Source organism: Cupriavidus sp. NPDC089707 (genome assembly GCF_044748965.1).
Classification (GTDB): Bacteria; Pseudomonadota; Gammaproteobacteria; order Burkholderiales; family Burkholderiaceae; genus Cupriavidus.
Genome location: NZ_JBIVHB010000001.1, coordinates 591,584 through 604,126 on the forward strand (window position 1 = coordinate 591,584; position 12,543 = coordinate 604,126).

The 12,543-nt window shown below is 67.5% G+C and carries 13 protein-coding genes; 9 read left to right on the forward strand and 4 right to left on the reverse strand.

Going from position 1 to position 12,543, the window contains the following annotated elements; genetic code table 11:
* The first annotated feature begins 322 nt into the window (after positions 1-322).
* The 4 genes from ACIP1U_RS02775 to ACIP1U_RS02790 are packed head-to-tail and all read left to right on the forward strand — an operon-like array spanning position 323 to position 3,644.
* Positions 323-1,075, forward strand: a complete 753-nt coding sequence (locus ACIP1U_RS02775; protein WP_116317435.1) for an Asp/Glu racemase — start codon at positions 323-325, stop codon at positions 1,073-1,075.
* 11 nt (positions 1,076-1,086) lie between these two features.
* On the forward strand, positions 1,087-1,917 hold the full coding sequence (locus ACIP1U_RS02780) for an alpha/beta fold hydrolase (RefSeq protein WP_400311413.1): 831 nt from the start codon (positions 1,087-1,089) through the stop codon (positions 1,915-1,917).
* 13 nt (positions 1,918-1,930) lie between these two features.
* On the forward strand, positions 1,931-3,010 hold the full coding sequence (locus tag ACIP1U_RS02785) for a 2,5-dihydroxypyridine 5,6-dioxygenase (RefSeq protein ID WP_400311416.1): 1,080 nt from the start codon (positions 1,931-1,933) through the stop codon (positions 3,008-3,010).
* Entirely contained in the window at positions 3,003-3,644 is a 642-nt protein-coding gene (locus tag ACIP1U_RS02790) for an N-carbamoylsarcosine amidohydrolase (RefSeq protein ID WP_400311418.1), read from the forward strand. Before ACIP1U_RS02785 ends, ACIP1U_RS02790 begins: the two co-directional genes overlap by 8 nt.
* 27 nt (positions 3,645-3,671) lie before the next feature.
* Here the strand turns inward: ACIP1U_RS02790 and ACIP1U_RS02795 are convergent, their stop codons facing one another.
* The gene (locus ACIP1U_RS02795) at positions 3,672-4,448 is read right to left on the reverse strand and encodes a TetR/AcrR family transcriptional regulator (protein ID WP_400311421.1); all 777 of its coding nucleotides are present in this window, start codon (positions 4,446-4,448) and stop codon (positions 3,672-3,674) included.
* A 71-nt stretch (positions 4,449-4,519) separates the two neighbouring features.
* Between ACIP1U_RS02795 and ACIP1U_RS02800 the strand changes: the two genes are divergently transcribed.
* Complete coding sequence (locus ACIP1U_RS02800) at positions 4,520-6,790, forward strand: molybdopterin cofactor-binding domain-containing protein (protein WP_400311424.1); 2,271 nt, start codon at positions 4,520-4,522, stop codon at positions 6,788-6,790.
* 177 nt (positions 6,791-6,967) lie between these two features.
* On the opposite strand, the gene ACIP1U_RS02805 is transcribed toward ACIP1U_RS02800, so the two are convergent.
* Together ACIP1U_RS02805 and ACIP1U_RS02810 are read right to left on the reverse strand one after the other, a co-directional pair.
* Positions 6,968-7,474, reverse strand: a complete 507-nt coding sequence (locus ACIP1U_RS02805) for a MarR family winged helix-turn-helix transcriptional regulator (RefSeq protein WP_400311427.1) — start codon at positions 7,472-7,474, stop codon at positions 6,968-6,970.
* 53 nt (positions 7,475-7,527) lie between these two features.
* The gene (locus ACIP1U_RS02810; protein WP_400311429.1) at positions 7,528-8,529 is read right to left on the reverse strand and encodes a Bug family tripartite tricarboxylate transporter substrate binding protein; all 1,002 of its coding nucleotides are present in this window, start codon (positions 8,527-8,529) and stop codon (positions 7,528-7,530) included.
* A gap of 234 nt (positions 8,530-8,763) precedes the next feature.
* Here ACIP1U_RS02810 and ACIP1U_RS02815 point away from each other — a divergent pair, with 234 nt between their 5' ends.
* From ACIP1U_RS02815 to ACIP1U_RS02830, 4 genes are read left to right on the forward strand one after another with little or no spacing between them, the layout of a single operon-like run.
* Positions 8,764-9,651, forward strand: a complete 888-nt coding sequence (locus ACIP1U_RS02815) for a DMT family transporter (protein WP_400311769.1) — start codon at positions 8,764-8,766, stop codon at positions 9,649-9,651.
* A gap of 55 nt (positions 9,652-9,706) precedes the next feature.
* Positions 9,707-10,495 carry an SDR family oxidoreductase gene (locus ACIP1U_RS02820; RefSeq protein WP_400311432.1) on the forward strand — a complete coding sequence of 263 codons (789 nt, stop codon included), beginning with the start codon at positions 9,707-9,709 and terminating at the stop codon, positions 10,493-10,495.
* Between the two features lie 44 nt (positions 10,496-10,539).
* Positions 10,540-10,941, forward strand: a complete 402-nt coding sequence (locus ACIP1U_RS02825) for a methylglyoxal synthase (RefSeq protein ID WP_400311771.1) — start codon at positions 10,540-10,542, stop codon at positions 10,939-10,941.
* 42 nt (positions 10,942-10,983) lie between these two features.
* Positions 10,984-11,961: a quinone oxidoreductase family protein gene (locus ACIP1U_RS02830; RefSeq protein WP_400311435.1), complete on the forward strand. Its 978-nt coding sequence runs from the start codon at positions 10,984-10,986 to the stop codon at positions 11,959-11,961.
* A 66-nt stretch (positions 11,962-12,027) separates the two neighbouring features.
* Here the strand turns inward: ACIP1U_RS02830 and ACIP1U_RS02835 are convergent, their stop codons facing one another.
* Positions 12,028-12,321, reverse strand: coding sequence for a YkvA family protein (locus ACIP1U_RS02835; protein WP_400311438.1), 294 nt, complete (start codon positions 12,319-12,321; stop codon positions 12,028-12,030).
* Between the last annotated feature and the right edge of the window lie 222 nt (positions 12,322-12,543).

A 12,543-nucleotide genomic window follows, 5' to 3' on the forward strand; every position in this document is an offset into this window, starting at 1 on the left:
GTCGATGGGGGCTTGGGCGACCGATCCGGTCGACCGTTAAAAACGAGTGTACACACTCAAAATATCAACGGCAAGGAAGAAAGCGCAGATCTCATGGAAAACCCTTACGGAATCATGAAGTGCTACGCACAATGCTTGAATTCGGTGAATTTGTGCGCTAAAACAGGGATTCGTTAATTAAGTATGCACTGAACGAGTGAATCGCGCACGGCGCGAATTCTATTTGCCTAGATAAAGTGTGTACACTACAATCGATCGCAGCATGCAAGGCCATCCGGCCATGGCAGGCGGGTAGACAGACAAACAGATGACGGAGTCGACAGTGCAGAAAGTTTTCCGAATCGGCCAGATCGTGCCGAGCTCCAACACCACGATGGAAACCGAGATCCCGGCGATGCTGGCCGCGCGCCAGCTGGTGCGCCCGGAGCGCTTTACCTTCCACTCAAGCCGCATGCGGATGAAGAAGGTGGTCAAGGAGGAACTGGCGGCCATGGATGCCGAGTCCGACCGCTGCGCGGTGGAGCTGAGCGACGCCCGCGTCGACGTGCTCGGCTATGCTTGCCTGGTGGCGATCATGGCGATGGGCCACGGCTACCATCGCGTGTCGGAGCAGCGCCTGCAGGCACACACCGCCGAGAACGGCGGCGACGCGCCGGTGATCACCAGCGCCGGCGCGCTGGTCGATGCGCTCAAGGTGATGGGCGCCAAGCGTATCGCCGTGGTGGCGCCGTACATGAAGCCGCTGACCGAACTGGTGGTCGACTACATCCGCAATGAAGGCTACGAAGTGGTCGACTACCGCGCGCTGGAGATCCCCGACAACCTCGACGTCGGCCGCCATGACCCGTCGCGCCTGCCGGAGATCGTCGCGCAAATGAACTTCGCCGATGCCGATGTCATCGTGCTGTCCGCCTGCGTGCAGATGCCGTCGCTGCCGGCGGTTGCCAAGGTCGAGGCGATGACCGGCAAGCCGGTGGTCACCGCCGCCATCGCCACCACCTATGCGCTGCTCAAGCGCCTGGGCCTGGAGCCGGTGGTGCCGGGCGCGGGCGCGCTGCTGTCGGGCGCCTACTGAAGGAGCCGGCCATGACGACCAGCACCTTCCTTTACGGCGGCAACGTCCATGCGAACGGCATTCGCCAGCATTACCTGCGCTATGGCGGCCAGGACGGCGCACGCGCGCAGCGTGATGCCGTGATCGTCGTGCCCGGCATCACCAGCCCGGCGGTCACCTGGGGCTTTGTGGGCGAACAGTTCGGGCGGCAGTTCGATACGTATGTGCTTGATGTGCGCGGCCGCGGGCTGTCGCAGACCGGCGCCGAGCTGGACTATAGCCTCGATGCGCAGGCTGCCGACGTGATCGCGTTTGCCGAAGCGCTCGGGCTGCAGCGCTATGCCATCGTCGGCCATTCGATGGGCGCACGCATCGGCATTCGCGCCGCACGCAGCAAGCCCGCCGGCCTGACGCGGCTGGTGCTGGTCGATCCGCCGGTCTCGGGCCCGGGCCGCCGTCCGTATCCCGCGCAATTGCCGTGGTACATCGATTCGATCCGGCTGGCACAGCAGGGCATCGACGCCGAAGGCATGCGCCGCTTCTGCCCCACGTGGACTGAAGACCAACTGCGCCTGCGCGCGCAATGGCTGCATACCTGCGACGAGCGCGCGATCCTGGCCAGCTTCAACGGCTTCCATGAAGACGATATCCACGCCGACCTGCCGCAGGTCGACGTGCCGGCGCTGCTGATGACCGCGGGCCGCGGCGACGTGATCCGCGAGGAAGACGTGCAGGAGATGCGCAAGCTGCTGCCAGCGCCGATGGTCGCGCATGTCGCCAATGCCGGTCACATGATCCCTTGGGACGATGAGCCCGGCTTCTACCGCGCCTTCGGCGACTTCCTCGGCGCTGCGCTGAACTGATCAAGGAGCGAACATGCCCGTAAGCGATTACGACCTGACGGCGGCGTGGAAGCAGGTGCTGACGCTGTCGAACCTGCAGCCGGGGCAGACCGTCACCGTCCTGACCGGCGCGGCCACGCATCCGCAGACGCTGCGCACGGCAATGGTGGCGGCGCAGTCGATGGGCGCCATCGTCAACCGGCTCGACCTGCCGCCGGTCAACGGCGAGAAGGCGCTCAGCCGCGACGCGCTGGCCTATCTCGGCACCACGCCGCTGACCGGCAACCCGGCAGCGATCGCCGCGCTCAAGGCCAGCGACCTGGTGCTGGACCTGATGACGCTGCTGTTCTCGCCCGAGCAGCACGACATCCTGTCCGGCGGCACCAAGATCTTGCTGGCGGTGGAGCCGCCCGAAGTGCTGGCACGGCTGGTGCCGACCGAGGCCGACCGCGCCCGCGTCAAGGCGGCCACCGAGCGGCTGGGCAAGGCGCGCGAGATGCATATCGTGTCCGACGCAGGCATGGACCTGCGCTGCCGCCTGGGCGAATTCCCCGCGATCAGCGAGTACGGCTTCGTCGACGAGCCCGGCCGCTGGGACCACTGGCCGAGCGGCTTCGTGCTGACCTGGCCGGACGAGGGCGGCACCAACGGCACTATCGTGCTGGACCGCGGCGACATCCTGCTGCCGATGAAGTCCTATCTGCAGGCGCCGATCCGCATCACGGTCGAAGCGGGCTACGTGCGCCGCATCGAAGGCGGTGTCGATGCCGAGCTATTGGCCGACTACATGGCCTCGTTCAACGACCCGGAAGCGTATGCGATGTCGCATATCGGCTGGGGCCTGCAGCCGCGGGCAAGCTGGTCGGCGCTGGCGATGTACGACCGCGAGGCCACCATCGGCATGGACGCGCGTGCGTATGAAGGCAACTTCCTGTGCTCGTTCGGCCCCAACAATGAAGCAGGCGGCAGCCGCACCACCGCCTGCCATATCGATATCCCGGTGCGCCACTGCACGGTCAGCCTCGATGGCGAACCGGTGGTGGTGCGCGGCAAGGTGATGGACGGGCACCACGCTCCCGCCGCATCGCTCTACAAGGACTCGCGCCATGGATGACGCAGTGCAGACCTACCAGCGCCAGGGCTTTGGCACGTCGATGGAACTAAAGGCACCTTTCGGCCTGCTGATCATCGATTTCGTCAACGGCTTTGCCGACCCGGCGGTATTCGGCGGCGGCAATATCCCCGAAGCCATCCGCAACACGCAGCCGCTGCTGCGCGCCGCGCGCGAGCAGGGCTGGCCGGTGGTGCACAGCCGCATTGTGTTCGCCGACGACGATAGCGATCACAACATCTTCACGCTGAAGGTGCCCGGCATGCTGACGCTGAAAGAAGACGGCCACAACAGCCAGATCGTGCCCGAGCTGGCGCCCGCGCCGGGCGAGCTGGTGGTACGCAAGACGGTGCCCTCGGCGTTCTTCGGCACCTCGCTGGCGGCGTGGCTGACGCAGCGCGGCGTGCAGACGCTGCTGGTGGCCGGCTGCGTCACCAGCGGCTGCGTGCGCGCCAGCGTGGTCGATGCGATGTCGCTGGGTTTCCGCCCGCTGGTGGTGTCCGATTGCGTCGGCGACCGCGCCATCGGTCCGCACGATGCCAACCTGTTCGACATGGCGCAGAAGTATGCGACCGTGCTCACGCGCGACGAGGCGCTGGCGCAAGTCGCGGGTGAGGGCGCCCGCGCCGCCGCCTGAGCGGCGACGGTGCGCCGGCGCCGCGCTTCAGCCAGCCGCCACCCGCCTGGTGCGTGTGGTCTTGCGCGCCGGCTTAGGCGGCGTAGGCGGCGGCACGCTGGCTTCCGGCACGGCACCGGTCGCCGCCACCGCGCGCAGCACTGTCTGCTGCATCACATCGCGCCAGTGCGTCAGCGCGGGCGGGCTCATCATGGCCTCCCCCAGGAAGGCGCCGAGCGTATGATGGTTGGAGTTGTAGAAGTAGCCGAGCGAAGCGATCACCAGGTAGACGTCGCGTGCCCCCACGTCGGGCCGGAACAGCCCCGCGGACTTGCCGCGCGTGAGGATGCCGTCGAGCACCGACAGCGCGTAGCTGGAGATCTCCCTGAGCCGGACCGATTTCTTGGCGTGCTTGCCCTGGCTCATGTTCTCGCTGGACAGGATCGCGACGAACTCGGGATGGTCGAGGTAGTACTGCCAGATGAAATCGATCAGCTGCGACAGCGCGCGCACGGGGTCGGCGGCGTCGAGTTCGTGCTCCAGCTTCTGCTCGGCCTCGTTGAGTTGCAGGTAGATGGTCTCGAGCACTTCAACGAACAGCTTTTCCTTGCTGCCGAAGTAGTAATAGATCATCCGGTCATAGGTCTTGGCCAGCGACGAAATGCGCTCGATGCGGCCGCCGTCGTAGCCGCGCTGGGCAAAGACCTTGATCGCAGCTTTAAGGATGCGGTCGCGGCTGTCTTGCGCCTGCCTGGCCCGCGTGCCTGGGGCAGCCCGCATTGCAGCCTGCTTGGCGGCAGCTTTCGCCGCGGTGGTGTTCGTCATGATGGTTGGGTGGCTCTGACTCCGTTGGCTGGCAGTATAACGGCGCCCCCGTTGAAGGAGATTGGAAGACGATGACGGCAACGACCCTGCAACCCGCGGCACAGGCCGATCCCGCCACGCCGCGCGCATTGCGGCTGGCGCTGCTGCAGGCAACCGGCGTGCTGCTGGTCACGCGCGCGCCGCAGCCGGCGGCGCGTCCCGCGCCGGGCCAGCCCGGCGCGGCATCGGATTACGTGCCGGCGCTGCCCGATATCTTCATCGCGGTGCGCGACAGTGGCGAGGTGCTGGCCTTCAACGGCCATGTTGACCTTGGCACCGGCATCCGCACGGCACTGGCGCAGATCGTGGCGGAAGAACTTGACGTGCCGCTGTCGCGGGTGCGCATGGTGCTGGGCCATACCGAAGCCACCCCCAACCAGGGGCCGACCATCGCCAGCGCATCGATCCAGATTTCCGCCATTCCGCTGCGCCGTGCCGCGGCGCAGGCGCGCGCGTGGCTGCTGGCACGCGCGGCACAACAGCTTGGCGTGGCGCCCGACCAGCTCGAGGCGCAGGACGGCGAGTTCCGCGTCCGGGGAGCCGACGCCGCCATCGGCTACGGCACGCTGGTGCAAGGCGAGCATGTGGCGCTGCCGTTGGCCGAAAACGTGCCAATCAAGCCGGTGGAGTCCTACCGCATCGTCGGCCGCCCGGCCGGACGCGTCGATATCCCCGACAAGGCACGCGGTGTGCTGACTTTCGTCCATGACGTGCGCGTGCCCGGCATGCTGCATGGGCGCGTGGTGCGGCCGCCTTACGCCGGACGCGACAGCGGCGACTTCGTCGGCAACAGCCTGCTCGCGGTCGACCGCGAGTCGGTGCGCGATGTGCCGGGGCTGGTCGACGTGGTGGTGCAGGGCGACTTCGTCGGCGTGGTGGCCGAGCGCGAGGAGTATGCGGTGCTTGCCGCGCGCAAGCTGCGGGTGCAGTGGAAACCCGTGCCGCCGATGCCGTCGCTCGCTGACCCTGAGCCCGCGCTGCGCGCCAACCCCGCAACCCGGCGTGAACTGCTGAATGACGGCGAGATGCCTCCGGCGGGGACCGGCAAGACGCTGGATCGCCACTACGTCTGGCCATACCAGATGCACGGTTCGATCGGCCCATCGTGCGCGGTCGCAGACTGGCATGAGGATGGCCTGACAGTATGGTCGGGCACGCAGAACCCGCATGTATTGCGCATCGACTTGGCGCGCCTGTGCGGGCTGGGCGAGGACAGCATCGAGATCGTGCGCATGGAAGCCGCCGGCTGTTACGGCCGCAATTGCGCGGATGATGTCTGCGCCGATGCCGCGCTGCTGTCGCGTGCCGTCGGCCGCCCGGTGCGCGTGCAGCTGTCGCGCGAGCAGGAACACCTGTGGGAACCCAAGGGCGCGGCCCAGCTGATGGATGTCAGCGCAACGCTGGGCGCCGACGGCGAACTGCTCGGCTATGACTTCACCAGCCGCTATCCGTCCAACGATGCGCCGACGCTGGCGCTGGTGCTCGCCGGCATCGTTCCCAACGCGCCGCGCACGCTGGAGATGGGCGACCGCACCGCGGTACCGCCGTATGCCTACCGCGCGCGCCGCATCGGCTGCGACGACACGCCGGCCATCGTGCGGGCGTCATGGTTGCGTGGCGTGTCGGCGCTGCCGAATTCGTTCGCGCATGAATGCGTGATCGATGAACTGGCCGCCGAGTCCGGTGTCGATCCGATCGATTTCCGGCTGCGTCATTTGCCCGACCCGCGCGCCGCCGAACTGCTGCGCGCGGTGGCCGATGCGGCGGGATGGCAGCGGGGCGCGCAAGGTTCGCGTGGCAACGCTGGCGCCGACGGGATGCTGCGCGGGCGTGGTGTTGCCTACGCACGCTATATCCACAGCCGCTTCCCGGGCTTCGGCGCGGCGTGGGCGGCATGGGTGGTTGACGTGGCGGTGGAATCGGCAACGGGCCGCATCACCGTGGAGAAACTGGTGGTCGGGCAGGACACCGGCATGATGGTCAACCCGGATGGCGTGCGTCACCAGATCCACGGCAACGTGGTGCAGACCTTGAGCCGGGTGTTGAAGGAACAGGTGCGCTTCGATGCCGATGGTGTCGCCAGCCGCGAGTGGGGCAGCTATCCGTTGTTGACCTTTCCGGAGATCCCGCCGATCGAGGTGGTGCTGATGCCGCGGCAAGAGGAGCCGCCGATGGGGGCGGGGGAGTCGGCATCGCTGCCGGGGGCACCGGCGATTGCCAATGCGTTGTTCGATGCGATCGGCGTGCGGCTGCGGCGGCCGCCGTTCGTGCCCGAGACGGTGTTGGCGGCGTTGCGGGGCTGAGGGCCTCAGCATACCGCTGTCTGGCTCCCTCTCCCGCTTGCGGGAGAGGGTTGGGGAGAGGGCCGGCATGTCTACGAAGTGAAGCGCTGCACTTCATGGAGGCTCCGGCCCTCTCCCCCAGCCCCTCTCCCGCAAGCGGGAGAGGGGAGCAGACAATCGGGAAGGGGAAAGAAGCGACTACGCGCCCCCATTCCCCTCATCAATCTCACTCATCTTACGCAGCAGGTACGTCACCGCCACCCGCTCCGCCGGATTCAAACCGCCAAACGTCTGCTCCGAGATCTGCCTGGCAAACGGCACCGTCTCATCGATCAACGCCAGCCCCCCGGGCGTCACCGTCACCACCACCTTGCGCCGGTCGTTCGGGTCATGCGACACCGCAATCAGCTCGCGTGCCTTCAGCCGCTCGATGATGCCACGCACCGTCGCCTGGTCGATCGCCGTGGCGCGTACCACTTCATTCAGCGAGCACGGCTGCCGGTCCCTGACCGCGCACAGCACCACGAACTGCGCCGCGGTGAGCTGCGAATCCGGGATGGTCTGCTGGAAGATCGCCACGTGGCGCTGGTACGCGCGCCGCAGCAGGTGGCCCACCTGCTCGGTGAAATCGTAGTCGGGGGCGGTCTGGTCCGCTGACGATGCGGAGGATGCGGAAGGCGCGGCGGGGTTTGGCACGTCGATCATGATGCGTTGGATGAGCGTGCCCCGAGTATATCCGCTGCTTGCTGGTCCGCTGCCTACTCCACCGTGATCCCTGCCGTCTTCGCCACCTTGCCGAAGCGCTCGTATTCCGACTGCGTCAGCGCCTGCAATTCGGCCGCGCTGGATCCCTTGGGATTGAAGCCCGCCTGCCCCAGTTTCTCGCGCACATCGACACGTGCCAGCGCCTCGACGAAGGCGCTGTTCAGCGCCTGCACCACCGGTGCCGGCAGGTTGGCCGGGCCATAGACCCCGAACCATGGCTCGACCGCATAGCCCTGCAAGCCCGCCTCGGCCAGCGTTGGCACATCGGGCAGAGACGGCGCGCGCTGCTTGCCGGCCACCGCCAGCGCGCGCAGCTTGCCCGCCTGGATATGCGGCAGCGATGCCGGCAGGTTGTCGAACATCACGCTGATATGGCCGCCCAGCATGTCGTTGATGGCCGGGCTGCTGCCCTTGTACGGCGCATGCGTCAGGCTGGTTTGCGTCATCTGCGCGAACAGCGCGCCGGCCAGGTGCATCGAGGTGCCGGTGCCGGCGGTCGCATAGGTGAGCCCGGGGTTGGCCTTGGCATAGGCCACCAGTTCCTTGACGGTCTTCACCGGCAGCGCCGGGCTGACCTCCAGCACGATGGTCGACGTGCCGAGCAGGCTGATCGCGGTGAAGTCCTTGCGCGGGTCGAATGGCACCTGCTTGTAGATATGCGGGTTGAGCGCATTGGTGGAGATCGCACCGAAGCCGATGGTGTAGCCGTCCGGCGCGGCCTTGGCTACGGCGTCCATGCCGACGTTGCCACCGGCGCCGGGGCGGTTTTCAATCACTACCGGCTGCCCAAGCTTCTCGCCCACGCGCTGGCCGACCGTGCGCGCCACCAGGTCAGTGGTGCCGCCGGCGGCGTAGGGCACGACAAAGCGGATCGGGCGGGAGGGATAGCTGTCGCCTGGTGCGGCGGCACTGAAGCTGGCGGCGAGCGCCGTGGTGCCTGCCACGGCAGCCAGAAGCAGCGCGCGGCGGCCGGCGTGTGCGGGGTGGGTCGGCATGTCGAGAAGTCTCCTGGGATTGTTATTGTGACGCCGCCCGTGACGCAGGCGGCGCGCGGCCATTGTAGGGGATCGGCATGACGCGTGGCAGGCCGGGGCCGCCGCCGATGCGGTTGCGTCTTTTCGAATACAATCGTCGGGTCGTTTCGCGGGGCCGGTGTTGCCGGCCCGCCGGCCCGCTTTCCACGTATTCCCGTGCCCGCCTCCCAGAAGTCCCTCGCCGCGCCCGCCGCGCTGCCGTCGCCGCAGCGCGCGGGGCTTGCCATCGCCGCCGTCGGCGCGGTGCTGTTCTCCGCCAAGGCGATCGTCGCCAAGCTGATGTACCGCTACAACGTCGATGCCGTAATGGTGCTGACGCTGCGCATGCTGTTCGCCGTGCCGCTGTTCATGGCGATCGGCTGGTGGCAGTCGCGCCGCCTGGCGCCGCTGTCGTGGGCGGACCGCGGGCGCGTGGTGTTCCTCGGCTTCATCGGCTACTACCTGTCGAGCTTCCTGGATTTCATCGGCCTGCAATACATCACCGCCGGGCTGGAGCGGCTGATCCTGTTCCTGACACCGTCGTTCGTGCTGCTGGCCACCGCGCTGGTGTTCCGGAGGCCGATCAGTTCGCGCCAGTGGCTGTCGCTGCTGCTGGCTTATGCCGGCATCGTGCTGGTCTTCGCCCATGATCTCGACGTCAGCGGCAGCCAGGTTTGGCTGGGCGGCGCGCTGGTCCTGGGCAGTGCCATGACGTACGCTGTCTACCTGATCCTGAGCGGCGAGCTGGTGCAGCGCATCGGCTCGCTGCGGCTGGTGGCCTATGCGATGTGCGTGTCCACCGCCTGCTGCGTGATCCAGTATGTGGCGCTGGGCCGGCCCGTGGCCGAACTGGCGCAGCCCGCGCCGGTGATGTGGCTGTCACTCATTAACGCGGTGTTCTGCACGGTGCTGCCGGTGTCGATGACCATGGTGGCGGTGGCGCGCATCGGTGCGCCGCTGGCGTCGCAGGCCGGCATGATCGGTCCGGTATCGACGCTGTTCCTCGGCTACTGGCTGCTGGGCGAGCCGGTGAGCGGCGTGCAGCTGGCCGGCAGCGCGCTGGTGATGGGCGGCATGTACCTGCTCTCGGCAAGAAAAACCTGATGCATCGGCCGGGCCCCTCCCGGCCGTACCAACACGACAGACAAAGGAGAAACACATGGACATGGGATTGCGCGGCAAGCATGCGCTGGTGTGCGGCGCCAGCAAGGGCCTTGGCCTGGCCTGCGCCGATGCCCTCGCGGCGGAAGGCGTTGACGTGGTGATCGTGGCGCGCGGCGCCGAGGCGCTGGAGAAGGCCGCCGCCGACCTGCGCGCCCGCCATGGCCGCCGCGTGATCGCGGTGGCGACCGACATCACGACGCCCGAAGGCCGCAAGGCGGCGCTGGACGCCGCGGCCAAGCTGGGCGACCTCGACATCCTGGTCAACAATGCCGGCGGTCCGCCGCCTGGCAACTTCCGCGATTGGGAGCGCAGCGACTGGCTGGCCGCGCTCGACGCCAACATGCTGACCCCGATCGAGCTGATCAAGGCCACCGTCGACGGCATGATCGCGCGCAAGTGGGGCCGCATCATCAATATCACCAGCGGCGCGGTCAAGGCGCCGATCGACGTGCTGGGGCTGTCCAACGGCGCGCGTTCGGGCCTGACCGGCTTTGTCGCGGGCGTGGCGCGCGAAGTGGCGCAGCATGGCGTGACCATCAACAACCTGCTGCCCGGACCGTTCAATACGGATCGTCTGCGCAAGACCATGGAAGGCGGCGCCAGGAAGGCCGGCCTGAGTGTCGAGGAAGTGGCGCAGCGCCGTGCCGCGCAGAACCCGACGCGCCGCTTCGGCGAGCCGTCCGAGTTCGGCGCCGCCTGCGCCTTCCTGTGCAGCCGCCACGCCGCCTATATCACCGGGCAGAACCTGCTGATCGACGGCGGCGCCTACCCCGGCACGTTCTGATTTCCACCAGCCTGCTGCAGTCTCACCACCCCAACCAGGAATTACTGATGACACGCCCCCGCATCGCGCTGATCGCCCACGACCACAAGAAGGACGACATCGTCGCCTTCGCCACGCGCCACCGCGCGTTTCTCTCGCAATGCGAGCTGCTGGCCACCGGTACCACCGGCGGCCGCCTGATCGATGAGGTCGGACTGGACGTGACGCGCATGCTGTCGGGGCCGTGGGGCGGCGACCTGCAGATCGGCGCGCAGCTGGCCGAAGGGCGCGTGCGCGCCGTGGTGTTCCTGCGCGATCCGATGACGCCGCAGCCGCATGAACCGGATATCAACGCGCTGGTGCGCGCGTGCGACGTGCACAACGTGCCGTGCGCGACCAACGTTGCCACTGCCGAGCTGCTGATCGCCGGCCTTGCCAATGAGGCGGATGGCACGCAGGCAAGCTGAATTCCCCCGATCGATGTAACACCACAACTAGGAGCGATGCAGATGAGCAAAGCCATCCGGGTCGAGCAGACCGGCGGTCCTGAAGTCATGCAGTGGGTCGATGTGGAAGTGGGCGAGCCCGGCCCCGGCCAGGTGCGCGTGCGCCACGAGGCGGTGGGCCTGAACTACATCGACGTCTATTTCCGCACCGGCTTGTACAAGCAGCCGCTGCCCGGCGGCCTGGGCATGGAAGGCGCGGGTGTGGTCGAGGCGGTGGGCGAGGGTGTCGGCCACGTAAGCGTGGGCGACCGCGTCGCCTATGCCGGCCGTCCGACCGGCGCGTATGCGCAGGTGCGCGTGATGCCGGCCGATATCGTGGTGCGGCTGCCGGACGCGATCCCGTTCGACACCGCGGCGGCCATGATGCTGCAGGGCCTGACCGCGCAATACCTGATCCGCGACAGCTACAAGGTGCAGCCGGGCGACACGGTGCTGCTGCACGCGGCTGCCGGCGGTGTGGGCCTGATCGTCAGCCAGTGGCTCAAGGCGCTTGGCGTGACCGTGATCGGCACCGTCGGGACGGATGAGAAGGCCGAACTGGCCCGCGCCAACGGCTGCGCCCATACCATCGTCTACACGCGCGAGTCGTTCGTCGACCGCGTCAAGGAAATCACCGATGGCAAGGGCGTGGCGGCGGTCTATGACTCGATCGGCAAGGACACCTTCCAGGGCTCGCTCGACTGTCTGGCGCCGCGCGGCACCATGGTGAGCTTCGGCAATGCATCGGGCCCGGTGCCGCCGTTCGATCTCTCGGTGCTCGGCAACAAGGGTTCGCTGCGGCTGACGCGCCCGACGCTGATGACCTACGTGGTGCACCGCGAGCTGCTCGAGCCGATGGTGGCCGACCTGTTCGATGCGGTCACCACCGGCAAGGTCAAGGTCGATATCCGCCAGCGCTATGCGCTGTCGGAAGTGGCGCAGGCGCACCGCGACCTGGAATCGCGCAAGACCACCGGCTCGACCATCCTGCTGCCGCTCTGATTCCGGTTCCGGGCATAAAAAAATCCCCGGGGCAGCGGTTGCCCCGGGGATTTTTCTTTGGCGGTTTCAGTGCGGCCGGACCGTGGTGGCAGTGGCGCGCGCCTGCGCCTGGCGCAGGATGTGCGGCGGCAGGCGCTTCAGGATCAGGTGGACGGCTAGCGGGATCAGCACCACGTCATCGATGATGCCGAGACCCGCGACCACGTCCGGCACGAGGTCGATCGGCGAAATCGCGTACAGCAACAGCCCGATCGCCGCGGGCTTCAGCCATGGCGGGGCATCGGGGTGGCGCAGCGCATACCAGAACAGCCGCCCGTCGCGGCGTACCAGCGTCCACAGGGCCGAAAATCGCTTCAACATGAGAGGCCTCCTTCACATGGCGGGCGCCTGACACTGGCGCATACACAAATAGCTTGGGCCGTTGTTGCAGGCTTCAAGTTCCGCGGGTGGAATGTGATGGGGGAGGCAGTGGTATCGCGGCTTCTGATGCCCGCGGTTTTCTCCTCTCTCCCGCGTGCGGGAGAGAGGCAGGGGTGAGGGCGGGAGGCTCAAAGGCTGATGCCCTTGGGTTAGAACCGTTGG